19 protein-coding genes are annotated in these 26,615 nt (G+C 69.2%); 14 read left to right on the top strand and 5 right to left on the bottom strand.

Going from position 1 to position 26,615, the window contains the following annotated elements; translation table 11 throughout:
- Window positions 1–98 precede the first annotated feature (98 nt).
- The 10 genes from HUA78_RS09900 to HUA78_RS09945 all read left to right on the top strand — a co-directional run bounded on the left by HUA78_RS09900 (window position 99) and on the right by HUA78_RS09945 (window position 12,811).
- Complete coding sequence (locus HUA78_RS09900; RefSeq protein ID WP_141644479.1) at window positions 99–572, top strand: chemotaxis protein CheW; 474 nt, start codon at window positions 99–101, stop codon at window positions 570–572.
- Window positions 569–2,524 carry a CheR family methyltransferase gene (locus tag HUA78_RS47485; protein WP_174476144.1) on the top strand — a complete coding sequence of 652 codons (1,956 nt, stop codon included), beginning with the start codon at window positions 569–571 and terminating at the stop codon, window positions 2,522–2,524. Before HUA78_RS09900 ends, HUA78_RS47485 begins: the two co-directional genes overlap by 4 nt.
- Window positions 2,524–3,135, top strand: a complete 612-nt coding sequence (locus tag HUA78_RS09910) for a chemotaxis protein CheW (RefSeq protein WP_141644481.1) — start codon at window positions 2,524–2,526, stop codon at window positions 3,133–3,135. The genes HUA78_RS47485 and HUA78_RS09910 overlap by 1 nt, the downstream gene beginning before the upstream one ends.
- Window positions 3,132–4,775, top strand: a complete 1,644-nt coding sequence (locus tag HUA78_RS09915; RefSeq protein WP_174476145.1) for a methyl-accepting chemotaxis protein — start codon at window positions 3,132–3,134, stop codon at window positions 4,773–4,775. The genes HUA78_RS09910 and HUA78_RS09915 overlap by 4 nt, the downstream gene beginning before the upstream one ends.
- Window positions 4,775–7,147, top strand: a complete 2,373-nt coding sequence (locus HUA78_RS09920; protein ID WP_174476146.1) for a hybrid sensor histidine kinase/response regulator — start codon at window positions 4,775–4,777, stop codon at window positions 7,145–7,147. The genes HUA78_RS09915 and HUA78_RS09920 overlap by 1 nt, the downstream gene beginning before the upstream one ends.
- Window positions 7,144–8,205, top strand: a complete 1,062-nt coding sequence (cheB, locus tag HUA78_RS09925; protein WP_174465480.1) for a chemotaxis-specific protein-glutamate methyltransferase CheB — start codon at window positions 7,144–7,146, stop codon at window positions 8,203–8,205. Before HUA78_RS09920 ends, cheB begins: the two co-directional genes overlap by 4 nt.
- A gap of 101 nt (window positions 8,206–8,306) precedes the next feature.
- Window positions 8,307–10,004, top strand: coding sequence for an ATP-binding protein (locus tag HUA78_RS09930; protein ID WP_174476147.1), 1,698 nt, complete (start codon window positions 8,307–8,309; stop codon window positions 10,002–10,004).
- A gap of 32 nt (window positions 10,005–10,036) precedes the next feature.
- Window positions 10,037–11,518, top strand: coding sequence for a potassium/proton antiporter (locus HUA78_RS09935; protein WP_174453919.1), 1,482 nt, complete (start codon window positions 10,037–10,039; stop codon window positions 11,516–11,518).
- Between the two features lie 56 nt (window positions 11,519–11,574).
- On the top strand, window positions 11,575–12,423 hold the full coding sequence (locus HUA78_RS09940) for a helix-turn-helix transcriptional regulator (RefSeq protein WP_174476148.1): 849 nt from the start codon (window positions 11,575–11,577) through the stop codon (window positions 12,421–12,423).
- Window positions 12,424–12,448: 25 nt separating this feature from the next.
- The gene (locus HUA78_RS09945; protein ID WP_174453917.1) at window positions 12,449–12,811 is read left to right on the top strand and encodes a VOC family protein; all 363 of its coding nucleotides are present in this window, start codon (window positions 12,449–12,451) and stop codon (window positions 12,809–12,811) included.
- A 54-nt stretch (window positions 12,812–12,865) separates the two neighbouring features.
- On the opposite strand, the gene HUA78_RS09950 is transcribed toward HUA78_RS09945, so the two are convergent.
- A complete protein-coding gene (locus HUA78_RS09950; protein WP_371745539.1) occupies window positions 12,866–15,286 on the bottom strand; it encodes an arylsulfatase in 2,421 nt (806 codons plus the stop codon).
- 131 nt (window positions 15,287–15,417) lie between these two features.
- Window positions 15,418–15,849: a helix-turn-helix domain-containing protein gene (locus HUA78_RS09955; protein ID WP_174476149.1), complete on the bottom strand. Its 432-nt coding sequence runs from the start codon at window positions 15,847–15,849 to the stop codon at window positions 15,418–15,420.
- A 75-nt stretch (window positions 15,850–15,924) separates the two neighbouring features.
- Between HUA78_RS09955 and HUA78_RS09960 the strand changes: the two genes are divergently transcribed.
- From HUA78_RS09960 to HUA78_RS09970, 3 genes are all read left to right on the top strand, one after another.
- Window positions 15,925–16,785, top strand: coding sequence for a class I SAM-dependent methyltransferase (locus HUA78_RS09960; protein WP_174476150.1), 861 nt, complete (start codon window positions 15,925–15,927; stop codon window positions 16,783–16,785).
- Window positions 16,786–17,041: 256 nt separating this feature from the next.
- On the top strand, window positions 17,042–17,494 hold the full coding sequence (locus tag HUA78_RS09965) for a hypothetical protein (RefSeq protein ID WP_141644491.1): 453 nt from the start codon (window positions 17,042–17,044) through the stop codon (window positions 17,492–17,494).
- Between the two features lie 205 nt (window positions 17,495–17,699).
- Window positions 17,700–19,298: an LVIVD repeat-containing protein gene (locus HUA78_RS09970; RefSeq protein ID WP_254623617.1), complete on the top strand. Its 1,599-nt coding sequence runs from the start codon at window positions 17,700–17,702 to the stop codon at window positions 19,296–19,298.
- Between the two features lie 134 nt (window positions 19,299–19,432).
- Here HUA78_RS09970 and HUA78_RS09975 read toward each other — a convergent pair whose 3' ends face one another.
- A complete protein-coding gene (locus tag HUA78_RS09975; RefSeq protein ID WP_174476151.1) occupies window positions 19,433–20,383 on the bottom strand; it encodes a hypothetical protein in 951 nt (316 codons plus the stop codon).
- Window positions 20,384–20,509: 126 nt separating this feature from the next.
- On the bottom strand, window positions 20,510–21,793 hold the full coding sequence (locus tag HUA78_RS09980) for a family 16 glycosylhydrolase (RefSeq protein WP_174476152.1): 1,284 nt from the start codon (window positions 21,791–21,793) through the stop codon (window positions 20,510–20,512).
- Between the two features lie 714 nt (window positions 21,794–22,507).
- Here HUA78_RS09980 and HUA78_RS45915 point away from each other — a divergent pair.
- A complete protein-coding gene (locus tag HUA78_RS45915; RefSeq protein ID WP_217442395.1) occupies window positions 22,508–22,963 on the top strand; it encodes a hypothetical protein in 456 nt (151 codons plus the stop codon).
- Window positions 22,964–23,148: 185 nt separating this feature from the next.
- Here HUA78_RS45915 and HUA78_RS09990 read toward each other — a convergent pair whose 3' ends face one another.
- The gene (locus HUA78_RS09990; RefSeq protein ID WP_174476154.1) at window positions 23,149–26,490 is read right to left on the bottom strand and encodes a hypothetical protein; all 3,342 of its coding nucleotides are present in this window, start codon (window positions 26,488–26,490) and stop codon (window positions 23,149–23,151) included.
- Window positions 26,491–26,615: the final 125 nt, after the last annotated feature.

The raw sequence follows: 26,615 nt of genomic DNA on the forward strand, positions 1-26,615 counted from the left end.
AGGAGGCCACGGACGCCAGTGGGAACTGGTGGACACACGACGTGCGGGGCGCACGCCGTGTTCGACAGCCCGCAGGACTGCGTCTATGTCCCTCCCACATGGTGCCCGCTCCGCGAGAGGTGCTGCTGTTCACCCTGGAAGGTCAGCGCTACGGCCTCCCCATGGAGGACGTGCGAGAGCTGATTCGCGCCGTGCGCCTGACGCCGCTGCCCCGCGCACCCGATGTCGTCGAAGGCCTGCTCAACCTGCATGGCCAGTTGCTCCCCGTGCTGGACCTGCGCCGGCGCTTCCGTCACCCGGCACGTCCCCTCTCGGCGCTCGACCACCTCATCATCGCCCAGGCGGGCCCGCGTCAGGTCGCGCTGCGCGTGGACCGCGCCGAGGGCCTGCGCGTGCTCGCTCCAGGCGAATGGGATGAGACGCCCCGCGAGCTGCCCGGCGTGGGCTACGTGGCCGGCGCCGCCAAGCTGGAAGACGGACTGGTCCTGGTCCATGACCTGCGCGGCTTTCTCTCCGAGGCCGAGGCGCTGGAGCTGGACACGGCGCTCGCCACCTCGACGGAGCGTCCGTGAGGCAAGGGCCGTGGAGCCACGAGGGCTACCCCGCCGTGCTCGCGCTCGTCGAGGAGCGCGCCGGCCTGGCCCCGCCGAGCTGCCCCGCCTCCGCCGAGGAAGGCATCTCTCGCGCCATGGCTCGCGCCGGCCTGAGTGACTTCGACGAGTATCGCGCGCGCATCACCTCCGACTCCGCCGCGATGGATGACCTCCTCACCGAGCTCACCATCGGCGAGACGTACTTCTTCCGCACCCCCGAGCACTTCGAGTTCCTGCGCCGCATGGTCCTGCCCGCGCTCCGGGAACGCCATGGCCCGGACTACACCGTGAAGATGTGGAGCGCGGCCTGCTCGTCCGGCGAGGAGCCCTATTCGATGGCGGCCCTGCTGATGAGCGAAGGCTGGGGCGAACACATGGCGGTGTATGCCACCGATGTGTCTCGCGCCTCGCTCGCGCGGGCTCGACGCGGGCACTATGGCGCGTGGTCCATGCGGGGCCCGTGGGCCGAACGGATGCGGGTCCACCTTCGCCCCGAGGGCCGGCAGTACGTCCTGTCGCCCGAGGTGAAGCAACGCGTGCGGTTCAGCTACCTGAACCTCGCGCTCGATACGTGGCCGTCGCCGGATTCGGGCATCTGGAAGCTGGACGTCGTCTTCTGTCGCAACGTCCTCATCTACTTCAACGGCTCCACCATCGAGGCCGTGGCCCGCCGACTCCACGCTTCACTGGGTGAAGGCGGTGTCCTCTTCACCGGACCTTCGGACCCGCCGCTCGGGGGGCTCGCTCCGCTGGAGCCCGTCCTCACCGAGTGGGGCGTGTTCTACCGACGGCTCCCACCTGGCACCACCGTGGCCGTCCCCGATGCGTCGCCGTTCGGGGACCGAGGGCGGATGACGGTGCCGCCTTCCGGCGGAGGGCACCCCGCGCATTCGGGTGAGGGCGGCGTGGGTACCGCACCCGGAGGAAGTGCGCGCACCGAGACAGGGGCTTCCGGCAGCACCACACGCTTCCCGGGCGGTGGAGCCGCGAGCCCCTCTGGAGGCCGCGCGGGCGCCTCTGGCTTCGCTCCCGGCTCGGGCCCTTCGGGTGCGACGACAGGCTTCGGCGGCCCTGGCTTCGCTCCCGGCTCGGGCGCGGCGACAGGCTTCGGCGGCCCGGGCTTCGCTCCCGGCTCGGGCGCGGCGACAGGCACCGGCGGCCCGGGCTTCGCTCCCGGCTCGGGCGCGACGACAGGCACCGGCGGCCCGGGCACGTCGGGCACGACTCCCGGACGAGGCACGGGCTCCACGAGCGCCGGCACGGCGGGCGCGGCTTACGGAAGCAACGTCGGTGTGTCTGGCTTTGCACCAGGCGCGAGCACACCGGGTGCGTCGCCTGGAAGCAGTGTCGGTACACCGGGCGCGGCAGCTCGCGGCACGGGCGCGCTTCAGGGAACTGGGAGTCCCTCGCCTCGCGCTCCGAGCCCCTCCGAACTCTCCGCTGCCCGCCGCGCGCTGGAGCGCGGGGACTGGCGCGAGGCCGCGCTTCGCATGGGCGCACTGGATTCAGACCCGGACACGGCCACCGCCGCCGTGCGCGCCATCGCCAACCTCGACGCCCAGGCCGCCGTCTACGCCAGCGCCGAGGCCGCCTCCCGTCATCCCCTCGTCCCCGACCTGCGCTACCTCGAAGCCCTGCTCCTCCTCGGCCAGGGACGTCTGCCCGACGCCGAGCGCTCCGTCCGTCAGGCCCTGTACCTGGAGCCCACCCTCGCCGTGGCGTGGCTCGTCCTCGGACGCGTGCTGCGCCGACTCGGTGACACCCCTGGCGCGCTCAAGGCCCTGCGCGAAGCAGAGGCCCTCTGTGAAGCCCTTCCTCCCGATGCCCCCCTGCCACTCGCGGAGGGAGAACACGCCCGGGACCTCGCACGCGCCGCGCGCGATGAACGCATCCGCTTGGAGAACCCCCTGACTGAAGGCAAGGCACCCTGATGGCTGGCCCTCACGGCATCGACTGGGATTCCGTCCGCGCCCGGCTCGCGAACCTCGTGGCCTCTCGCGAAGCGGAAGGCGCCCTCAGCCCCGAGGCGGAGGCCGCGCTCCTCGACGAGCGCGCTCGCGTCTTGAGCCGCCCTCCCACGCCCGAGGTCGCTCCCGGCACCCTGCGCGAGATGGTGCGCTTTCGCGCCGCCAGCCAGACCTACGCCCTGGAGTCACGCTTCGTGCTGGAGGTCGTCCGCGCCGCGGAGGTGGTGCCCCTGCCCGGCTCGCCTCCCACGCTGCGCGGGCTCACCCTGCTCCATGGCGAGGTCCTCCCCGTGGTGGAGCTCGCCCCTCTCTTCGGCCGCGCTCCGGCGGAGAGCTCGGGCCCCCTGCTGGTGTTGGGGACGAACCGGGCCGAGCTGGGCGTGCGCACCGAGGAAGTCCACGAAGTCACCCAGGTTTCGAGCCAGGACCTGTTGCCCGCCCCCGTCACCCTCGCGGATTCCGCCGGGGGACTGGTGTTCGCGGCCGACAGGGACGGAACACTCTTGCTGGAGGGCGAGGCACTGCTGGGTGACAGTCGCCTCGTGTTCGATTTGTCCGACGAAGGAGTCGTATGAACATCGGGAACCGCATCGCGCTCGGCTTCGGACTGTCCTTGATGGTGTTGCTCATCCTGGCGGTCGTCGCCTTCCAGGGCGCACGCCAGCTCACGGACACCACCGAGGGGCTGCTCAAGGCCCATGAAAACTTCCGTCTGGTCCGCGAGGTGCGCGCCCTGCTCATCGACGCGGAGACTGGCCAGCGCGGCTTCCTGCTCACGGGCGAGGACCCGTATCTGGAGCCCTATCAGACGGCCCTCTCCTCGCTCCAGCAGGACATGAACATGCTGCGCGACGCGATGGCCCCGTTCCCCGACCAGCGCAACCGCATGGTGCGCCTGGAGCCGCTCGTGACGGGCCGCCTGGCCCTGCTCGAGGAGGGCATCCGCCAGCGCCGTGAAAAGGGTCTGGAGGCCTCGCTTCCCATCATCCGGGGCAACCGGGGCAAGCAGCTCATGGACCAGATTCGCTCCGTCATCAACGAGATGCTCGCGGAGGAGCAGGAGCGCTGGACCGAGCACTCAGACGCCGCCCGGGACACCGCGCGGCAAATCATGTGGGTGCTCGCCATCTGCACCGTGCTGGGAATCATCCTCGTCTCCGCGGGCAGCTATCTCGTCACGCGCAGCATCACCGTCCCGCTGCGCAGGCTCATGATTGGCACGGAGCAGCTCGGCCGCGGCGAGCTCACCCACCGCATCGACCTGAAGGGCCGAGACGAGATGGCGGAGCTGGCGCGTGCCTTCAACGAGATGGCCGAGCGGCGCCAGCAGTCGGAGGCACAAATCGCCAAGCAGTCCGAGCAGCGCGAGCACACGCTGCGGACCGTGGCGGAGTTCGTCAACCAGCTCGCGGGCGCCAGCTCCGAAATCCTCGCCAGCACCACGGAGCAGGTGGCCAGCGCGCAGGAGCAGGGCAGCGCGGTGACGGAGACGGTGAGCACCATCGAGGAAATCACCAAGACGTCCGAGGAGGCCGCTGGCCGCGCTCGCAACGTCAGCGACTCCGCGCGCCACGCCGAGGAAGTGGGACGCAGCGGACGGCGCACCGTGGAAGAGGCCGTTGCCTCCATGGGCACCGTGCGCGAGCAGGTGGAGTCCATCGCCTCGCGCATCCTCGCCCTCGCCGAGCAGGCCCAGGCCATTGGCGACATCATCACCACCGTCAATGACATCTCAGAGCAGACGCACATGCTCGCGCTCAACGCCTCCATCGAGGCCAGCCGCGCCGGAGAGAATGGCCGGGGCTTCGCCGTGGTCGCCGCCGAGGTGAAGGCGCTGGCGGACCAGTCCAAGAAGGCCACCGGTCAGGTGCGCCAGATTCTGGGACAGATTCAGAAGGCCACCCACGGCGCGGTGATGACCACCGAGGAAGGCACCAAGAGCGTGGCGGCGACCACGCGCATCGTCGCCGAGGCGGGCTCCACCATCCAGTCGCTGTCGGACCTGCTGGCCCAGGCGTCGCTCACCGCCGCGCAAATCGCCGCGTCCGCCAACCAGCAGGCCACCGGAATCGCCCAGATTCGCCAGGCGATGCATGACGTCAACCAGGCCACGCAGCAGGGCCTGATGTCCTCCCGCCAGACGGAGCGGGCCATGCAGGACATCAACGGCATGGGTCAGAAGCTCAAGAACCTGCTCGAAGAGTACGGGCGCTGATGGACCGCGACAGGCTCGCCCAGGCACTGCTGGCCACGTTCCTCGAGGAGCTCGAGGGGCATGTGGCCTCGCTCAACCGGGACCTGCTCGCGCTGGAGCGGGAGCAGGGGACGCCGCGCGCGGCGGAGCGGGTGGCCGCGCTCCTGCGCACGCTGCACAGCGTGAAGGGCGCCGCGCGCGCGGCCAGTGCCCTGCTCGTGGAGACGGCGTGTCACCGGCTGGAGGAAGTGCTGGAGCCGCTGCGCGACGGGCGCACCGCGTCGCCAGAGCTGTATGAGCTGTGCTTCGCCGCCGTGGATGCGCTGGACGACGCGGGAAGGCGGCTCGCCTCGAAGCAGGAGCTGGCCGGCTCGCCGCTCGACACGTTGTTGCCGGACCTGGAGCGCGCGGCCAACGGCGACGTGTCGGCGCCCCACGCGACGGGCACGACGCCCCATGCACCGGGGGCGACACGACCTCCCGGCGCCACCGACGAGTCTTCCCGTGCACCGGGCGCATCCGCCGCGCGTTCCCGTGCGCCGGGCTCCGCCGCCGAGCCTTCGCGCGCGGCGGGCGCAGCCCCCGAGTCTTCCCGGATGCCCGGCGCCTCCGCCGAGTCTTCTCGGATGCCCGGCGCCTCCGCCGAGTCTTCTCGGATGCCCGGCTCCTCCGCCGAGTCTTCTCGGATGCCCGGCGCCTCCGCCGAGTCCTCCGCGCCCGAATCCCCGCCCTCAAGCCCCGTGCTCGAAGCGACGTTGCCGGTGCGCGTATCGGCGCAGAAGCTGGACGCGCTGCTCTCTCGCAGCGGCGAGCTGCGGGTGGCTTCGCTGCGGCTGGAAGGACGAACGGAGACGCTGGAGGGCGTGCGCGAGGAGCTGGCGCGCATGCGCGAGGCGGTGCAGGGCACGGAGGCCGAGTCCTCGCTGCGCCGGGCCGAGAAGGAGCTGGCGCGCGTGACTCGCGAACTGGCGGCGGACCAGCGGACCCTGAGCGGCGTGGCCACGGGCATGGACGACGAGGTCCGCCGCGCGCGCACCCTGCCCTTCCTGGAAGGCTGCGAGGGATTGGAGCGCGCCGCGCGCGACGTGGCCCGCTCCGAAGGCAAGAAGGCGCGACTGGAGGTCCACGGCGGCGCGCTCGAACTGGACCGCTCCCTCCTCCAATCCCTGCGCGAGCCCATGCTCCATCTGGTGCGCAACGCCGTGGCTCATGGCCTGGAGTCACCCGAGGAGCGCCGCCGCGCGCACAAGCCCGAGGAAGGCCGCGTCACCCTGTCCGCGCGCCTGCGCGGCAGCCGCGTGGAAGTGACGGTGGAGGACGACGGACGCGGACTGAATCTGGAAGCGCTGCGAGCACGCGCCGTGGCCCAGGGCATCGAGGCCCCCGAGGACGACGAGGACGCCGCGCGCCTCGCGTTCCACTCCGGACTGTCCACCTCCACGCGCGTGACGGAGGTCGCGGGCCGAGGCGTGGGACTGGACGTGGTGCGCACGCAGGTGGAGGCGATGCGCGGCACGGTGGAGGTGAGCACCCTGCCGGGCCAGGGCGCGCGCTTCGCGCTCGATGTGCCCCTCACGCTGAGCACCTTGCGCGTCCTGCTGGTGTCCGCGGGAGGACAGATTCTCGCGCTGGCCAGCGAGGGCGTCGCGCGGCTGGTGCGGCTGTCCCCCGACGAAGTGCGCGACGTGGAGGGCCGTCCGACGTGGGTGGCGGAAGACGCGCTGGTGCCCCTGGCCTCGCTGGCGGACGTGCTGGGACTGCCCCCGGGGCCGCCGCGTCAGCGCCGGGGAGCGGTGGTGCTGGCGGCCGGCACCGCGCGCGCCGCGCTGGTGGTGGATGAGGTCCTGGCCGAACAGGAGGCCCTCGTCCGGGCGCTCGGGCCGCGCGTGCGGCGCGCTCGCCACGTGTCCGCGGCGGCGGTGCTGCCAGACGGACGGCTGTCGCTCCTGCTCAACCCCGTGTCCCTCGTGCGGGCCGCGGGGGGCCGTCCTTCCACGGCGCTGTTCCCCGCCCCGGTGACCCAGCGGACGCGGCGGCGCATCGTCCTGGCGGACGACTCGCCCACCACCCGCGCGCTGGAGCAGAGCATCCTGGAGGGCGCTGGCTACGACGTGGTGCCCTGTGTCGACGGCGCCGAGGCCTGGGAGCGGCTCCAGGCGGGCGGCGCGGAGGCCCTGGTGCTGGACGTGGAGATGCCTCGGATGGACGGCATCGCCCTCACCGAGGCCGTGCGTGCCTCCCCGCGCTTCGCGAGGCTGCCGGTCATCCTCGTCACCGCCAGGGGACGGCCCGAGGACAAGGCCCGCGGGCTGCAAGCCGGGGCCAGTGCCTATCTTGTGAAAAGCGCCTTCGACCCGACGAGCCTGCTGGAGACCTTGAGACGACTTCTATGAGGACAGAACCGTTGCGCATCGTGGTGGCCGAGGACTCTCCCACCGCCCGTCGACTGCTCGTGGAAATCCTCCGCGCCGACCCGGGGCTGAGCGTGGTGGGTGAAGCCAAGGATGGCGTGGAGGCGATGGAACTCACCCAGCGTCTGCGGCCCAACCTGGTGACGATGGACATCCAGATGCCGCGCATGGATGGCCTGGAGGCCACCCGCCGAATCATGACGGAGGTGCCCACGCCCGTCGTCGTCGTCTCCACGCTGGTGGAGCGCGACATCCAGACATCCATGGCCGCGTTGCGGGCCGGAGCGCTCGCGGTGCTCCAGAAGCCCCTGGGCCCCGAGTCCCCCGACTTCGACGCGGACAGCCGCCGCCTGCGCGACACCCTCAAGGCCATGGCCGAGGTGAAGGTCGTCCGCCGCTGGCCGGACCGGGGCACCGCGCAGACCGCGCCCGCTCCCAGGCCCGTGCCTCGCGCGAAGTCGCTCCGGGCGTCGGTCGTCGCCCTGGCCGCGTCCACGGGTGGACCGGCCGCCTTGTTCCGGCTCCTGTCGGAATTGCCCGCGGACTTCCCCGCGCCCCTGCTGGTGGTGCAGCACATCGCCATCGGCTTCGGCCAGGGCCTGGCGTCCTGGCTGGCCACGGCGGGCCCGCTGCCGGTGCGGGTGGCGGAAGAAGGGGAGCTGCTCCTGCCCGGGCACGTCTACCTGGCGCCGGACGACCGGCACCTGGGCATCCAGGACGGCCGGGCCCAGGTGTCCAAGGCCGCTCCCGTCAACGGCTTCCGTCCCTCCGCGACGTGGCTGTTCCGCTCCGTCGCGCGCGCGCACGGCCCCGAGGCCCTGGCGGTCATCCTCACCGGCATGGGCCAGGATGGCCTGGAGGGGACCCGAGAGCTGCGCGAAGCCGGAGGCCGCGTGCTGGCCCAGGACGAGGAGTCCTCGGTCGTCTTCGGCATGCCCGGCGTCGTGGTGAGCGCGGGGCTGGCGGACGAGGTCGTCTCCCTGGCCGCCCTGCCTTCCCGCTTGTTGCTCGCTGTCCGGGCGGACACGCAGCCAGGGTGAGCCACAATATCCGCTACTGAATCCTTGCTGGGCGCCTGCCTGGCCCGGAATGGCCTCCGGGTCCTGGGGTGTCAATATCCCGTCAGCCCTTCCGCGTTCCGATGAGCCCTGCCCTGCCTTCCTTCGTCTCCGCCTTCACCGCGCTCCCCGACCCGGCCTACGTCCTCGATGCCACGGGTCGCATCCTGGCGTGCAGCGCCTCGGGAGCGCGGGCGTTCGGACGGGGGACCGATGGGCTGGAAGGCCGTCAGTGGACCGAGCTCGGCGTGCCCCTGGAGGACGCCGCGCGACTGGAGGTGGCGCGAGTCCAGGCGTCGACTCGCGGCGACGCCGTCACGGTGGAGCTGCCCTGGCCGGTGGACACGGGCCTGCGCCGCCACGCGCTGGTGCTCACGCCCCTTGCGTCCGAGGAGGGCGCAAGCACCGTGCTGGTGACGGCGAGGCCGCTCACGGAAGCCGAGGCCGTGTACTCACGCGCCCTGGAGCTGGAGCAGGCGGCGCGCGCGGAGGTCGAGCAGGCCGAGCGACGCCGCTCGTTCCTCTACCAGGCGATGACGACGCTGTTCACCCATCCGCCCGACCCCCACGGCATGTACACGCTGCTGGCGCACCTGGCGGTGCCGGACCTGGCGGACTGGTGTCTGGTGGATGCGCTGGAGCAGGGCCCGTGGGTGTCCCGCGTGGCGGCGGCCTGCCTGGACCCGACGCAGCAGGAGCGCGCGAGCACGCTGCCCCAGCGCATCGAGAAGCGCGACGACGCCCCGGTGGGTCTCTTGCGCGTGCTGTACACCGGGGAGCCGGAGCTGGTGCCCGCGGTGACGGATTCGCTCCTGCGCGCGGCGGCGGCGGAGCCGGCGCACCCGGCCCTGCTGCGCACGCTCCAGGCGCGCTCGTACATGATCATCCCGCTGCGCGCGCGCGGGAACACGCTGGGCGCGGTGACCTTCGTCTCCTCGGGTTCGGGGCGGCGGTATGGCCCGGATGACCTGGCGCTGGCGGAGGACCTGTGCCTGCGCGCCAGCCTCGCCATCGACAACGCGCGGCTGGTGGGTGAATCGCGCAGGGCCGCCCGGGCGCGCGAGGACCTGCTGGCCGTGGTGTCGCACGACTTGAAGAACCCGCTGGGCGTGGTGCAATTGGGCGCGGCGCTGCTCCTGCGTGGGCCGGGCGCGCGGCCGGGCGGAGAGAGCGTGACGAAGCAGGCCACGCGCATCCAGGACGCGACGGACCGGATGTCGCGCCTCATCTCCGACCTGCTGGACTGGGGCCGGCTGGAGGCGGGCGGGCTGCCGCTGGAGCTGGGAGAGCACTCGGTGGCGGGGCTCGTCGCGGAGGCGATGGAGTCCATCCGTCCCCTGGCGGAGGCCAAGGGACTGCACCTGCACCCCCGGCCTCCTCCCGAGGACGTGCGCACCCGGTGCGACAGGACGCGGGTGCTCCAGGTGATGGGCAACCTCCTGGGAAACGCGGTGAAGTTCACCCCGGCGGGCGGCGACCTGGAGGTGGGGGCGTCCGTGCGCAACGGCGAGGTGTGCTTCCACGTCCGGGACACGGGCGCGGGCATCGACGCGGAGGCGCTGCCCCACATCTTCGACCGGTACTGGCAGGCGCGCGACGCGGCCAGCCGGGGCACGGGGCTGGGGCTCGCCATCGCCAAGGGACTGGTCGAGGCCCACGGCGGGAGCATCCACGCGCGGAGCACTCCGGGCGAGGGCAGCACGTTCTCCTTCACGCTGCCATTGGCCCACGTGTCCACCGCGCCCCACTCCGTCCGCCCTCGCCCTCGCGCGGACGCCTGAGTTTCGCCGGGGACGGGTAGAGTCCTCCCCGGATGCTCACCACGGAGCCGCTTCCCACCGCCCTGCTGCTCGCCGTCTGCGGCGCCCTGCTCGCGCTCAGCGTGCTGTTCAGCCGCGCGTCCGGCCGCTTCGGCATCCCCGTGGCGCTGTTGTTCCTGGGCGTGGGCATGGCGGCCGGCTCCGACGGGCCCGGCGGCATCGACTTCGACAACTACGGCTTCGCCTTCCGCCTGGGGACGGTGGCGCTGGTCCTCATCCTCTTCGACGGTGGCCTCAACACTCCCTTGGCGGCCATCCACTCCGCGTTGCGCCCGGCGGCGGTGCTGGCGACGGTGGGCGTGGTGGCCACGGCCGCGTTGATGGGCGCGGCGGCGCACTTCCTCTTCGACTTCCCGTGGACGCAGGCGCTGCTGCTGGGCGCCATCGTCTCCTCCACGGACGCGGCGGCCGTCTTCTCCGTGCTGCGCGGCAGCGGGCTGCACCTGAAGCGGCGGGTGGGCACCACGCTGGAGCTGGAGTCGGGCCTCAACGACCCGATGGCCGTCATCCTCACCACCGGCCTGACGCACACCCTGGCGAGCGGGAAGCCTCCGGGGTGGGAGCTGGCGGTGGAGGCGGTGGTGCAGATGGTGGTGGGTGCCGGCCTGGGCCTGGCCATGGGCTGGGGCGCGCGGCTCCTGCTCAAGCGGCTGCGCCTGCGCGTGGCGGGGCTCTATCCGGTGATGACGCTGGCCCTGGCGCTGTTGTCCTTCGGCCTGCCCACGCTCCTGCACGGCAGCGGCTTCCTGGCCGTGTACATCGTGGGCATCGCGCTGGGCAACGAGACCATCCGCTACCGCACCGGCCTGTTGCGCGTGCATGACGCGCTGGCGTGGCTGTCCCAGGTGTTGATGTTCCTGGTGCTCGGGTTGCTGGTGTATCCGCGAAACCTCATCAGCGTGGCCGGGGTGGGCCTGGGCCTGGGCCTCATCCTCGCCTTCGTGGCGAGGCCGCTGGCGGCGCTGCTGTGCCTGTTGCCCTTCCGGTTTCCCCTGGGGGAAATCATCTACACGGGCTGGGTGGGACTGCGCGGCGCGGTGCCCATCATCCTGGCCACCTTCCCGGTGCTGTCCGGCACGGAGGGCTCGCGAGACATCTTCAACATCGTGTTCTTCATCGTGGTGGTGAACGGGCTGGTGCCCGGCGCCACGGTTCCGTGGGTGACACGCAAGCTGGGGCTCGCGGCCAACGTGCCCGAGCCGCCCCAGGCCGTGCTCGAAATCGCTTCCACGCAGTTGCTCAAGGGCGAGGTCAGCTCGTTCTACATCCACCAGGCCTCCGCCGTGGCCGGCGAGCGACTGGCGGACCTGCCCTTTCCTCCGGGCTCCTCCGCGATGCTGCTGGTGCGAGGCCAGGAGCTCGTCGCCCCCAAGGGCGACACCGTGTTCCAGCAAGGGGACCACGTGTATGTCATCAGCCACACCGAGGACCTGGCCCTGCTGCGGCTGCTCTTCGGCCAGCAGGAGGACGAGTAGCCACGGCCGTCGTTTCCATTGCCCGGGTCTGGACCGGCCGCTAGCTTGGGCGGGCGATGCGGGTCTCGACAGTCCTTGAGCGTGAGTCGATTCAAGTCATGGACTTCCGGTGCGACGCCGGCCCCGACGACGCGCCCTTCGCAGAGGTGCACCGCGCCTTCTCCGTGGCCTACGTGCGCAAGGGCACCTTCTGCTACCGCACGCGCGGTGAGTCCTTCGAGCTCGTCGCGGGCTCGCTGCTGATAGGTCACCCCGGGGATGAGTACATGTGCTCGCACGAGCACCTCCGCGGCGATGAGTGCCTGTCCTTCAAGCTGGCCCCGGCGCTGCTGGAGTCGATGGGGCTTTCGCCCGATGGCTGGCGCAGCGGCGGGGTTCCGCCCCTGCCGGAGCTGATGGTGCTGGGGGAGCTGGCCCAGGCCACCGCCGAAGGGACGAGCGACGTGGGGATGGACGAGGTGGGCCTGGTGTTCGCGGCCCGCTTCGCCGAGGTCGTCACGGGGCGGACCGACAAGGCGCCCTCGGCGCGACCCGTGGACCGGCGGCGCGTGGTGGAGTCGGCGCTGTGGCTGGATGCGCACTCGGGCGAGGACATCGACCTGGAGACCGCGGCGAAGGAGGCGGGGCTCAGCCCGTTCCACTTCCTGCGACTCTTCTCGAAAGTCGTCGGCGTGACGCCGCACCAGTACCTGCTGCGCTCCCGCCTGCGCCACGCGGCGCGGCTGCTCGCGGACGACTCGCGCTCCATCACCGACGTGGCCTTCGACGTCGGCTTCGGCGACCTCTCCAACTTCGTGCGCACCTTCCACCGCGCCGCCGGAGTGTCCCCCGGACGCTTCCGTCAGGCGGCCCGGGGCGAGCGCAATTTCCTCCAAGAGCGACTCGCCCCTCGCCCCGTACGGTGACGGCCTCTCTCACACAGAGGTCATCGTGTTCGACCACATCGGCTTGAAGGTGAAGGACCTGGACGCCAGCGTGCGCTTCTACACCGCCGCGCTCGCGCCCCTGGGATTTGGACTGTGCTCGCGAGACGACTCGGGCGCGGGCTTTGGCCCTCCGGGTGAGCCCGCGCTGTGGCTCTACCCCACCCAGGGCGCGACGGGGCCGGGCACCCACCTGGCGTTCCGCGCCTCGCAGCACGCCGCCGTGGACCGCTTCCACGCGAGCGGGCTGGAGGCCGGCGGTCAAGACCATGGGAAGCCCGGCGTGCGCGCCGACTACAGCCCCACGTACTACGCCGCGTTCCTGAAGGACCCCGACGGCAACAACGTCGAGGCCGTCTGTCTGAAGTGACTTCGGGCGAGGCGCTCCCGGCGTGTGGCCCACCGGGAGCGTTTCGGCGCGGTGCTACTGCCGCATCATCTCGTGCTGGAAGCGGGCCTCGGCCTTCTTCGTCGGGTCCGCGTGGTCCGGGTGGAAGTCCGGCTTCAGGTCGAAGTCCACGCGCAGGACGCGGCCGGTGAAGCGGGAATTGGACGGGTACTCGGGGCTTACCGCCGTGCCCTTGTCCCAGCCCACGTCGAACGTCTCATCCATCGAGTAACCCACCGGCACCGTCCTGGGAATCTGGGCTTCCGCCACCTTCTTCCCGTCGACGAAGAGCCGCCCCGTGCCACCCGCGCCGAAGGGCTCCGGTCCGGTCTTCTCGAACTCGTAGCGGAGCACGTGCTTGCCGGGCTTCAGCGCTTCCTTGCCACGCAGATACGTCAGCTCGGGCCCGGGGAAGTTGTAGCAGAACACCGGCACGCCCTCCTTGAGGTACAGCGAGAAGCCCGCGGAGCTTCCGCCGAGCGCGACGACGGGGCCTCGGGCGTCACCCGCGGGCACCTCCACCTGGGCCGTCATCTCCCAGGAGCGGTTCTTCGTGTCCGGCCCGGCGAACTCCTGGATGCGCACGGCGCCCTCGTAATACGTCAGGCGCTCGCGCTCCGCGTAGAGCCCCGCGCGGCCCAGCGCGCGCATCTGGAAGCGGTCATCCAGTGGCAACACCTGGTAGCGCCCCGCCTCCGCCCACCACAGGCCCACCAGCTCGATGAGCTTCTTCACCATCGGGTCGCTCAGGTTCGCGCGGTCCCTGCCCTTCATCAGGTCGTTCGACTCGGTGGGGTCCTCCACGACGTTGTAGAGCTCCCAATGGTCCTCGTCGAAGCTCCACCGCGCCTTGTTCTCCCACGGCTTGCGCCCGTGGTACGTCACGACCTTCCAGCCGTCGTGGTACAGGCCCCGGTTGCCGAGCATCTCGAAGTACTGGGTGACGTGGTTGGTTGGCGCCTTCGCGTCGCTGAACGAGTAGTTCATCGGGTAGCCCTCGACGGGCTCCTGCTGCACGGAGTTGATGAAGCGCGGGGCCTCCACGCCAATCGCTTCCAGAATCGTCGGGACGATATCGATGCAGTGGTGGTACTGCGTGCGCAGTTCGCCCCTGGCTTCGATTCCGCGCGGCCAGTGGACGATGAGCGGGTTTCGCACCCCGCCGAAGTGCGTGTACTGCTTGCAGAGCTGGAAGGGCGTGTTGCCCGCCATGGCCCAGCCCACCGGGTAGTGGTTGTACGAGCCGGGCTGGCCGAACTGGTCGATGCGCGCCAGGTTCTGCGCCACCGTCTCCTCGGCGTTGTTCGCCACGGACTGCTCGTTGAACAGGCCCGTCAGCGTGCCCTCACCCGAGGAGCCGTTGTCCCCGATGAAGACGAACACCAGCGTGTTGTCGAGCTGCCCCGTGCGCTCCAGGAACTCCATCAGCCGGCCGAGCTGCGCATCGGCGTGTTCGATGAAGCCCGCGTACAGCTCCGCCATGCGCGCGAAGAGGCGCTTCTCGTCGGCGGAGAGCGAGTCCCACTTCTGCACGCCCTCCAGCATGGGCGCGAGCTTCGCGTGCTCGGGGATGATGCCCAGCTTCTTCTGCTGGGCCAGCACCTTCTCGCGGTAGGCGTCCCAGCCCAGGTCGAACTGGCCCTTGTACTTGTCCGCCCACTCAGGCGCGACGTGGTGGGGCGCGTGCGCGCACCCCAGCGCGAGCCACGTCAGCCAGGGCTTCGCCGGGTCCGCCGAGTGGTGCTGCGAAATCCAGCTCATGGCCCGGTCCACCAGGTCCGCGGACAGGTGGTAGCCCTCTTCGGGCGTAGCCGGCGGGTCGACGGCCTCGCGGTCCAGGAAGAGCTTGGGCTCCCATTGGTCGCAGTCGCCTCCGAGGAAGCCATAGAAGCGGTCGAAGCCAAAGACGGAGCCCGTGGGCCAGCGGTCATAGGGCCCGGCGATGGTCGTCTCTTCGGAAGGCGTGTTGTGCCACTTGCCAATGCAGTAGCTGGTGTAGCCGTGTTGATGGAGCATGGCGGGTACTCCCGCCTTGTCCTGCGGCTGACGGCCGTTGTAGCCGGGGAACCCCGTGGCCAGTTCGGTGATGTTGGCCATGCCCACGGAGTGGTGGTTGCGGCCCGTCACGAGACAGGAGCGCGTGGGCGAGCACAGCGCGGTGGTGGTGAAGTACGTGTAGCGCAGGCCTTGCTGTGCCAGCTTCATCAGCGTGGGCGTGCGAATCATGCCGCCAAAGGGTTCACACCAGCCGAAGCCGACGTCGTCCAGGATGACGTAGAGGATGTTGGGCGCGTCCTTCGGCGCCTTGGGTGGCATCGGGAAGGCCGGCTCTGATTCCTCGTACGTGCGACCAATCCGGCCAGGGAAGCGCTCTCCCTCCCGGTAGGTCTTCATCGTGTCCGCTTTCACACCGCCGCCACCGTTGCCACCCTGATTCTTGCGCTTGTCCTTGCTCACACGGGCCTCCCGGGCACCGCCTGAAGGTGAAGGGCCGCGTGAACCACTGCATCGGCCTGGCGGCTCGGGCGGACGAGGGACCGGGCGGAGGGTGTGTCAGGTCCCCGAAGGGTGACGCGGTGCTCCTGGAGCTAGCGGCTTGGAGTCCTCTTCCTTCGCGCGCCCGTCGTCGGGGCGGACGCGGCGGCGCGCAGGATGCGGCGGAAGGTGGGGCATTCCAGGTGGCTCGGCGCGGGGCAGACAGCGGCGTGCCGAAGGCCGTCGCGCATGATGCCGAGTTCGCGAATCGTCCTGTCGAGTTCCTCCGCCTTGGCCACGAGCTGGGGTCGGTCGATGCGCAGCCGCCCGTCCGGCGCGAACATGCGCGCGATGTCATCGAGCGAGAAGCCGGCGGCGCGCCCCAGTGAAATCAGCGCCAGGCGCTCCAGGACATCGGGAGCGAACAACCGGCGCAGGCCCCGCCTGCCGGTGGAGGCAAGCAGCCCCTTCCCTTCATAGAACCGAAGCGTCGAGGCGGGAACGCCGGACCGCCGCGCCACCTCCGTGATGTCCAGGTCTCTCACCTGCTTGACCTCAAGTCGACTTGAAGTGGCACAGTCGAGCTTACGCTGCCTGAAGGCAAGTCGAAGGAGACATCCATGACCGCGACGAACCCCCTTGGAGACGAGCAGACGAAACTCTGGAACGGCACCGCCGGACACGCCTGGGTCGACATGCAGGAGCTGATCGACGCCATGTACAAGCCGCTCGAGGACATGCTCGTCGCGGCGGTGTCCCCGGACTCTGGAGGCCGGGTGCTCGACATCGGCTGTGGCACGGGCGGCACCACGCTCGCCGTCGCTCGACGGTTGGGGGCACAAGGTCGCTGTCTCGGCATCGACATCTCGGACCCGATGCTCGCCACCGCGAGGGCGCGGGCGGAGCGGGAAGGCACGCCTGCGCGGTTCGTCCACGCCAACGCGCAGAGCCATGTGTTCGAGCCCGCGAGCTTCGACCAGCTCATCTCACGCTTCGGCGTCATGTTCTTCGACGACCCGGTCCGGGCCTTCACGAACCTGAGAAGTGCCGCGAGGGACGGCGCGGAGCTCCGGTTCATCGCCTGGCGGAGTGCCGCGGAGAATCCGTTCATGACCACGTCCGAGCGCACGGCGGCACCGCTCCTGCCGAACCTCCCTGCTCGTCGGCCGGGTGGGCCGGGACAGTTCGCCTTCGCGGACCCGCACCGGGTCCAATCCATCCTGGAGGAGAGCGGCTGGGCCGAAGTCGAACTCCGGCCCATCGACGTCGAGTGCGCCTTTCCCGAGAAGGAGCTGGTCCGTTACCTGTCCCGGCTCGGGCCCGTCGGAATGTTCCTCCAGGAGACGGACGAGCGGACTCGCACCAAGGTTGTCGACGCGGTCCGCGTCGCCTTCGAGCCCTTCGTGCATGGCACGGAGGTCCGCTTCACCGCCGCCTGCTGGTGGATATGCGCACGGGCGCCTTCCGCGTCAGTCGGCTAGCAGCATCAACAATGCCGCCTGGGCTTTCGGTGGCAGGTCGACAGCGGCCCGCCCCTGGGAACACCTGGGCGAGCCGCTTCAATCAAACGCACATCATCATCCAGACACATCGAATCCCATTCCGGGCTGGAAGGACAGCCAGCATCACACGCATTCCCTGACAAACAAAAGGGCTCCCACCACATGTCATTCCTGACTCGACTATTCCCAGACACAGAGGTCAGGCAGAATCCCCTCCATCCCCTGGAGGCCCACAATGTCATACCCTGCAATGCCCCGCCGGAGCCTTGTCGCTGTCCTCGCAGCAAGCCTGTCGCTGACGGCCTGTGGCGGTATGCCCGAGGGCGAGCCGAGCGCGGGGGAGCCCATCCCCGAGGATGTGGGCACTGCAAGCAAGGCACTGGTCGTCCCTGTGGCGACATTGATCTGTACCCGTCCCGTGGGTGGGAGCCTGGGTTGTGTCGCTTCGGCATCGGGCGGCGTCGCGCCCTACACCTTCTACTGGGGGCAACAGACGTACCGCTACGACACCAACAAGGTCTACACCTCGCTCTTCAACCCCGGAACCACGCTGCGCGGCTATGGCTGCTACGCTCCCACCGAGACATTCCCCGGGGACACCTCCATCAAACCCAAGGTGTATGTGGTCGACTCCACGGGAGCCCAGTCGAGCACCGTCGTTCACCCAGACTGGGTCCCCTGCAGTTGAGCTGTTCGCTGACCGCACCCGGTAGCAGCTCATCCAGGGCCTGGATGAGCTGCGTGTATTTCGTGGATTCCTCGCATGGACTCCTCATACGCAACGAGCGACAAGCAGACCGTGAGCATCGGCGCAGGGGATTGTCCTAGAGTCATGTCGCCTTGAGCCCCGAAGTGTGCGGGGGCTCTTCCTTGGAGAGACATCGATGACTGGGATGAAGCAAGGTCTCCGCACCGCGGGACTGATGGGCCTCCTGGCCCTGGCCGGCTGTGACTCGGACCCGAAGGCGGAGCCGTGGGACGGTCTGTACACGCCGCTGGAGGAGCAGGGAGACATCATCGCGGACACCGGTCCGTTCGCGACCTGCACGGTGCGAAAGGACATCTCCGCCCCCTGCGGCTCACCCGAGGTCTTCGACCTCTCCTCGTGCAATCGAGCGTCCCTGGACACACTCGAGCGAGAGGGCGCCGTCTACCGTGGCGTGGTCCGCGTCGAATACATGCAGCCACAAAGGGAGATGGCCACCGCGGCCGTGGGCCTCCGACTGAGCCCCGATGGGCGACAGGTGGAGTTCCTCAACGGGATAGCCTCCAGTTCATCCCAGCTCGGCGACGGGCAGTTCTCCGCGTCGATGGGCTACACCAACACGGCCTCTGGTGTGTACTTCGAACAGTTCGCATTGGGCTGCGAGGCGGTGTCTCCCCGGGAGTTCGTGGGCTGCTACAGCTATTGCGCGGATGGCTCCACCTATGTGCATGGAACCTTCCGCGCCGAGCGGATGAGCTGGGCTCGCGGCGAGGCAGAGTCCTCGGGCGGATTGAAGCTGCGCTCCGAGTCCTACGTGGAGCTGGGACAGTCCGTGGACGTCTTTGTCGCGAAGGACCATGCCTACGTGGTGTCCATCCAGCGCCGGGGAGAGCCGGGCGGGCTGACGGTCTTCGACGTGAAGGACCGGCGACGGCCCGTCTTCAAGACGTCCATCAGCCTGCCGGGCGACAACTACTGGAACGGCGTGTGGTCGAAGGGCGACGCGCTCTATGTCGCCAGCGCCAGCTCCGGCCTCATCGTCTTCGACATCTCGAATCCAGCCAGTCCCGTCTTCCTCCAGAGCTACCCGGGCGGAGGGCCCCTCGACATCCACACGGTGCTGGTCGATGGAGACCGGCTCTATGCGATGTCCACCGGACGGAACGCCGAGGTGCTGCTCTTTGATGTGACCACCCCCACCGAGCCACGACTCCTGCACCGCGAGAGCCTGGGCGGCATCGGGACCGGCATCTATGGCGTGCCACACGACGCCTTCGCGTACGGAGACCGCCTCTATGTGAGTCACATGAGCGGCGGCTACCAGATTCTCGACGTGCGCAACCCGGAGAACTTCGAGCACCTGGGCGAGTACACCTACTACGGCGCGGTGAGCCATCACAGCGCGGTGGGCACCCTGGGCGGACACACGGTGGCGTTCGAGGGCGGCGAGCGACAGGGCGCCCACCTGCGTGTGCTGAAGGTGGATGACCCGACGAACATCGAGCTCATCGGAGAGTTCAAGCTGCGCGACGTCGCCTCCATCCACAACATGCTGCTGGTGGGCACGCGCCTGTACATCGCCTGGTACCATGAGGGCCTGCGCGTGCTGGATGTCTCCAATCCCACGAAGCCCCGGCAGGTGGCTCACTTCAACACCTACAGGGAATCAGACCCCAAGCGCGAGGACGGCCAGTACGAGGGCGCGCTCGGCATTCGCGTGCCAGGAGATGGGCACGTGTACGTGGTGGATGACGCACGAGGGTTGCTCATCTTCGACGAGCCCTGAGCGACGCACCCGCCCGGGGCCGCCGTTGAGGGCCCCGGTTCGAGGCGCGGAGGCCCGGTCGGTTCGACGGCGCGTTGGCGTACCAGCGCCAGGTGGATGGGGACACGACCTGAACAGGATTCGCCCGACACGGCTCACAGTGGCACGGTAGCGCCGAGCAGTTCGAGCACCGAGGCGCCTTCGGGCGTATCGGCGACGAGCGGCGCCGTCAACTGGCCAAGGTCGCGCGCCGCGCGAGCGAGTTCGACGACGTGCTCGTTCGTCTCGCCGGCGATCCACCATTCCGACGAATCCTCATCGGCGACAATCCAGAGCCAACCCCCTTCCGCCAGGCTGAAGTCGTGGAGCGTGGCTTTCGTCGCGTACGCGCGTGAATAGGAAGAGAAGCGCTCCTTGAGCGCCGCATGCGCTTCGGCGCTGAATGGCCCCTGCGACGCTCGCAACCAGCGACCATTCCTGAAGGGCTGCACCGGGCACGCCGCTTCGGAGCGCGCGAGGTCGGCGTTCTTTCCCCAGAACGAATACGGCACCATGTCCTGGTGGAGGTACCCGTCCAAGAACGCATCGAAGAGCCACGACGAGAAGGAACGCGGGGGTGACCAACCACGGTCGCGGTGGTGTTCATGGACAGGCGGGTCGCGCGAACCGTCCAGTTCGAAGAACACGCGCCACTGGCGCATGACATCGGTTTGGAAATAGACCAGCGGCCCGTGGAGAGCGCTCGGAGGCGTGATGCCATCGAGCTCGTCGCCTGTCGCGCGCTCGACGGCGGTCAGCACGGACGTCAGCGTCTCGAGCGTGCCATCGCGGTATTCGGCCCACAGGTCCGGAAGCGGCACCTCCCATTCATCGTCGGTCACGCGTCCGACGATGACGGCTCCTGGCTCGGGGGCATTCCACACCCTGCGTTGGTATTCATTGGGCGCCATCGGAATGGTCGCAAGGCGGGTGAAGAACTCGCGCACGACGGCGGGAAGCGAGCGGCCGGACCGCGCCTCCCAAGCCTCGACTTCACGGAGTCGCTCGGGACAGGTCGACGGCTCCACCACGAGAAGCAGATAGAGAGGCTGGAGCGGTGAAAGCATGAGCCCGGCACTCTAACGAGAGGGCGCCGGGTCAGCGAGGGAGCAGGCGATGCTAGCCTGGCCCGAAGAGGGTCGGTCGCCCGGGGCCGCCGTGGACGGCCCCGGTTCGAGGCATGGAGGCCCCGGTCAGTTCGACGGCGCGTTGGCGTACCAGCGCACGTAGTCCACCTCGAGCACCTGGGGGAACACGGTGTTCGTCGGGTCTCCGCCCAAATCCCCCAGCGCCAGGTTGAGCAGCAGGTGGTTGGGCTGGTCGAACACCCACGTCCCCGTGGTGCCACGCGGGAAGGTGAAGCGCTTGATTCGGTCCGCGTACCACTCCACGCGGTTGGCATTCCAGAAGATGCCGAAGGTGCGCCACGCGTCACCCACGCGCGCGGGCGCGTAGTCCACCTGACCCGGAGGGCCCCAGCCGTAGGCGATGCCGGGCGCGTGAATGGTGCCGTGAGCCAGCGTGGGCAGCGGCCCCTCGCCCTCGAAGATGTCGAACTCTCCGTTGGCGGGCCACTCCCCCGTGGAGCCCATCATCCACGCCGCGGGCCACGTGCCCAGCCCCGTGGGCGCCTTGAGCCGCACCTCGACGTAGCCATACTGGCGCTCCATGCGGCCCTTCGAGTGGATTCGCGCGGACGTGTAGTCGCGCGTCACGCCGTCCGCGCCGGTATACGTCTCTCGCCGCGCGATGATTTTCAGGTGGCCACTTCCGTCGTGCTGCACGTTCTGGGGACGCGCCGTGTACTGCTGAATCGTCCGACCGTTGTCCCACATGCCGCCCGTGACGGGCTCCCACACCTGCGGATTCGGCAGGGTGCCCGCGAGTCCGTCGAACTCGTCACTCCAGAGCAGTTGGCTCGGCTCGCCCGGCGTCGGCGGCGGGACGACCGCCAGCGTCAGCGCGTCCACCAGGAAGGCATTGCCCGCCGTGGCATTGGACTGAAGGACATACACGTCCAGCGTGTTGCCCGTCTGCTGCACCGTCGTCTCCACCGTCAGTTGCTGGAAGGCCGTCGTCAGGCCGACCTCCGGAGACTCCGCGTACCCCACCGAGGTCCCCGCGCCATTGCGCTCCCGGACGGCCAGCACCACGGGCTTGCCCACCGTCCCGGCGTTGCTCGCCGCGATGAAGACCTGTGCCCGGTAGACGGTGCCCACCGTCGTGGAGGCCACCGCGTCTGGAGCGTCATCCAGCGAATAGGCATCCCCCGCCGACCGCGTGACGCGCACCACGTACGCACCATCCGGTGCCGACGCGTGACTCACCCGGGCCAGCGTCCCCTGCCACGTCGACCAGCCGGTGAGGTTCGTTTCAAACGAGGGGTTGGACAGGATGTTGCCCGCGGGCAGGGCAAGGTCCTCCGCGTTGGCCGGGCCCGCCGCGGTGAAGAGGGCGGCGGTGCAGAACAAACTCATCCAGGTTCGACCCGTTGTCGTGACGCGCTGACGCATGAATACCTCGGGGTGGAGGGAAACAGGAGCCCCGTCGCATATCCCCGAAACACAAAACCTCGCTGATGTTTCTATGTCATTGCGGGTTTTCCACGCACGAGTCGAATCCCGCGCGCCACCGAGCCCCATCGCGTGTCTGGATTAAATGCGCGAGACACAGACTGTCCGTCAGTGAACTATTGCTCGTCCGGGGACGATGCCCTGTCGCGCAATGCCCTCCTGGCGACGGCAGACTGCCCCGGTACCCATTGGGGAAGGGATTCATGCAAATGAAGACGCTCGTCAGAGGTGCGATGTTGGCCGCGGCGCTGCTGTCCCTGAGCTGCGGTGGGGCGCTGGATGATGCCTCTCCCCTCGAATCACAGCAGCCCACGTCTGACGAACTGCGGTCCCAGGATCAACGCGTCTACGAGTGTTCGGATGGAGCTCACACCGTCCAATGTTACGACAATCAGAATTGCTGCACCCAAGCAGGGGGCTTACCTCCGTACTGCACAATCGCCCTGTGTCCGTAGCGAACTGAAAGGGGCACCTGCGACAGATTGTGCCCCTTTCAGGCACGGGAGAGCTGGAGCCGTTCCCTGACGAGCAGAAGGGCCTGGCGCCATGTCATTCCCGACTCGACTGTTCCCAGACACAGAGGTCAGGCATAATCCCTCCATCCCTGGAGGACCCACAATGCCATACTCCGAAATGCCTCGTCGGAGCCTCGTCGCTGTCCTTGCAGCAAGCCTGTCCCTGACGGCCTGTGACGGAGCGCCTGAGCTGGAGCCGAGCGCGGGCGAGCCCATTTCCGAGGAGGTGGGCACCACGACCGAGGCCCTCGGTGCCAACCTTACGGCCCCCGTGGCTTCCATGACTTGTACCCGTCCTCCGGGTGGAAACCTGGGCTGTGTCGGTTCGGCTTCGGGCGGCGTCGCGCCCTACACCTTCTACTGGGGGCAGTTGACGTACCTCTACGAGACCAACAAGACGTACAGCTCTCTCTTCTATACGCTGTTCGTCTTTGACTGCTTCGCTCCCAGCGAAACGTTCCCCGCGGTGTCCTCCATCCGACCCAAGATGTATGTGGTCGACGCCACGGGCGCCCAGTCGAGCGTCATCTATTACCCCGACTGGGTCGTCTGCTCCTGAGTTCGCTCGTATCCGGCACGGGGAGCAACACCCTCAGCGAACAGGGGCCTTGAGACTTCCCACTCGCGATTTGAATTCCATGCGCCACTGAGTTCCGGCGCGTGTCTGGATTCAAATGGGCGAGACACCCACTGGCCACGTCGGGCTCCGCCCGGCCCTTGTTCCGGCCGGGCGGAGGACTTCGGTCAGATTTTCTGGTCCGCGAGCGCGTGGGAGCGCTCGCGCTCAATCGCACTGCCAATGCCGATGGTGACGAGCCCCACCGACAAGGCGACCGCGACTCCCGCGGGCCCGCCGAAGGCGCCCACCGCCGCCGCCGTGCCGAAGTAGCCCGCCACGGCGCCACCGGCCTGCACCGCGCCGAGCGCCACCTGGTACTTGTCGTCGTTGGCGATTCCCTCGGCCACCTGGATTCCTCCGCTCACGACACCCACCGCCGCGCTGAGCCGGCCCGACCACTCCGCCAGCTTGATGGGATTGACGCGTCCGCCCAGCTCTCCCGAGGGGGAGATGGTGGTGCCCGTGCCCTTGGCCGCGAAGCGCAGCAGCTCCGCGCCCTCCACCACTCCGCTCGCCCCGTCGATGATGCCCAGGCCGCTCTTGACGAGGTCGAGCTTGTTCTGTTCGTCCAGGGCCTTCTTGAAGTCCCCCACCCCGGACACGACGTCCTTCGCGCCGGAAATCACCTGGAAGCCACCCACGGCACCCACCCCGAGGCGCTGGTCCTTGTCGAGGTCCAGGGTGAGCTCCTGGTTGAACTCCTCCACGGGATTCAAGCTGAAGAACTTCGGGTTGTTCGCCGGGTCGGGCTTGCCCTGCTTCGTCGCCGCGGTGGTGTTGGCCTCCTGCGCCAGCCGCGCCAGCCCGTAGTCCACCGTGTCTCCCGCGACATCCCAGCCCGCGCTCTCCGGGGCCTCCGGCGCGTCCTCCAGCGTCTGGGCATGGAGCGCCGAGAGCTTGGAGAAGTCATTGAGCTGCTGCTGCAACCCGTTCACCGCATAGGCGCCCAGCGCGGCCTGCGCGGGCGGCAGGCTGGCCTTGAGCTGCTGGGGGTCGGCGATGGGCTTGCCATTGACGGTCAGCTTCTCGGGCGGGATGGACGCCTCCGCGGAGCCCTCCGGGCCCGTCAGCTTCGACTCCGCTCGCACCACCTGCGGGCCCTTGGGCGTCTGCGCCGTCGTCAGCGCCTGCTCGTAGGTGCGCTTGGGCTTGTCGCCGCCCTCCTCCAGGCCGCTGGTGCGCTCGGTGACTTCCACCTCGCCCTTCGCGTTGCGCGACTCGGTGCGCTGGAAGTCCTTCACCCGGCGGACACCCGTGGGGTCCGTCTGGTCCGAGTGGCTGGCGGTGATGAGGCCCTTGTCGTTGTACGTCGTGGTGCTGGTGCCCTTGATGTCCACCAGCTCCTTTTCATCCTTGTCCGAGGGCTTGGGCACACGTCCCTCGGTCGTCTCGGTGACGGTGTTTCCCTCCAGCTTCTTGCGCGTGACGAGCGTGACGTTGGGCTGTCCCTCGAAGAAGGTCTGCGTGTTCAGCTCGCCGTCGCCGCTCTTCTCCAGCACGTAGCTGGTGGGCGCGGCGTCGTCGGCGCCTCGGGCATCCTTCTCCACCTTGGCCAATTCCTCCGCGCCGGCCGGGCGGTCGCCCTTCACCGGCGAGTCGACGGCCTTCGTCTCCGTCTTCGTCAGCCGCAGCTCGTTTCCCTGCGAGTACGACGTCCCCTCCACGACCATCGCCTTCACGGGCTTGCCCTTCTCGTCCTTGGCTCCCGGAGGAGGAATGACGGTGGTGGTGGTGTGGACCGTGTCGGTGGAGGAGTGGTTCTTGAACTCGTCGAACTTGCCGTTGACGTGGTCCGTCTTGTCCGAGCCCCCGTACTCCTTCTTCGTCTCCGTCAGCGTCCCGTCCGGGGTGCGCTGGGTGGTGGTCTGCTTCGCGTTGCTGCCGCCCTCGAACTTCGTGGCGGAGTAGGACGCGCCCTTCACCTTGCCCGCGGCCAGGTCCTCGAGCGACGGCGCGGGCGTGGAGGCGTCCTGCTTCCAGCGCGTATCGGTGGACGTGCTCGGCCCCTCCGGGCCACCGCTTTCGAAGACGGTGCGGCGCGCGTCGCCCTTCTTGTCCACCTGGGTCGAGTCCACCTTGACGTTGTCGCCCTGGAACGACACCTCCAGGCGCTCGGTCACCTTGCCCGCCTTGTCCTTGCGCACGAGGACGGCGTGGTCCTTCGTCGCGCCGGGCTCGACGGTGAAGGGCTCCTTGGACTTGGGGTTCTTCGCGACGTCGTTCAGCGTCTGCCGGGCGGTGGTCCGCGTCTCCTGGTCCAGCGTCTTCTGGCGCGCGTTGAGGCCGTCGCGCTCCTCGGAGACGGAGTTGAGGTCCACCTCCGCCTGGAGCTTCTGGTCCAGCTTGCTCGGCATGGACTGGGCCTTGATGGCGGGGTCGACGTTGGAGAGGGAGTCGGCGTCCTTGTAGCGCTTCGCAGCGCGCAGTTGGCTCACCATCTCTCCGCCCAGCTTCGCCACCGCCGGGTCCTTGGCGTTCTCCTTCAAGGAGCGGCCGGGCTCCCCCACGCCGTCCAGCGACGTGGACTTCGAGGCCGAGAGGAGCTGACCCGCCAGCTCCTTGCGCGCCTCCGGTCCCACCATGTCGGCGCCCTGGGCCAGCGACTTCATGAGCTCCGGCGTCTTCGAGTGGTGCACCGAGCGGTCATTCACCTGCGCGTCGACGAACGCGTCACGCTGCGGCTTGGACTCCTTCCAGAGCGCGGCGCGGTAGGCGGGGTCGGGGTTGAGCGCCAGTTGCTTGCGCAGCTCCTCCGCGCCCGCGACGGCCTCCTCGTTCTTGTGCGGGGAGTTCTTCACGACGTTGTCCACGTGCTTGACGTCGGCGCGCGCCGCCTCTTCCGGCGTCACCGGCGCGGAGGTGCCGAACAGCTTCGCCTGGTCCTTCTTGCTGAGACTTCCGGCGTCGAAGGTGTCGACGACTTCGTTCGCCTTGGGGAAGGGCTCGGGCTGGCCGGCCTGCTTCGCGCTGACGTTGGCGGTCTTCTGCGCCTGGAGGGCCGTGTCCGAGGCGGTGACGGCGTGCTGCTTGGAGTCGCGCGCGGTGGTGTCGGCCTGGGTCAGCTTCTCCTCCGTGCCCTTGAAGGTCTTTGCTGCCTTGTCCACGCGGCCCTTGTCGGCGTCGACCTGCTTCTTCGCCTTCTTCACGGACTCGGCGTGGGCGGGGGTGCGGCCGGCGGGTGAGTCTCCGTGGTCCAGGAGGCGCTGGTAGTTCGTATTAGAGGTGTCGAGCGCCTTCTGAGCGACTCCCTTCTCCTTGGTGGACTTGTCATGGGCCGTCTTCGCCTGCTTCGCCTTCGCGGCGTCGGCCTGGGCCTTGACGGACTTGTTCTTCGCGTCGGTGCGCAGCGTCGTCGCGGTCTTCTTGTCGTTGGTGGCCTTCTCGACCTTGGGGTCCGGAGGCGGCTTGGGCGGCGGCGGCGGCGGAAGAGGGGGTGCTTCTCTGCGAGATATGCGCGGCGGGGGCATCGGCGGCTCCGGGGGTGTGGGGGACTGCGTGGCTGCCTGCTGCCACTGGATTACGCATCCGGCACACAGTCGGTTACATACGACCCACCTGCCCGGTGTCGGGGGTCCCCGCTGACTGGCGAGCC

It is taken from the genome of Myxococcus sp. CA033, assembly GCF_013336625.1.
In the GTDB taxonomy this organism is placed as follows: domain Bacteria; phylum Myxococcota; class Myxococcia; order Myxococcales; family Myxococcaceae; genus Myxococcus; species Myxococcus llanfairpwllgwyngyllgogerychwyrndrobwllllantysiliogogogochensis.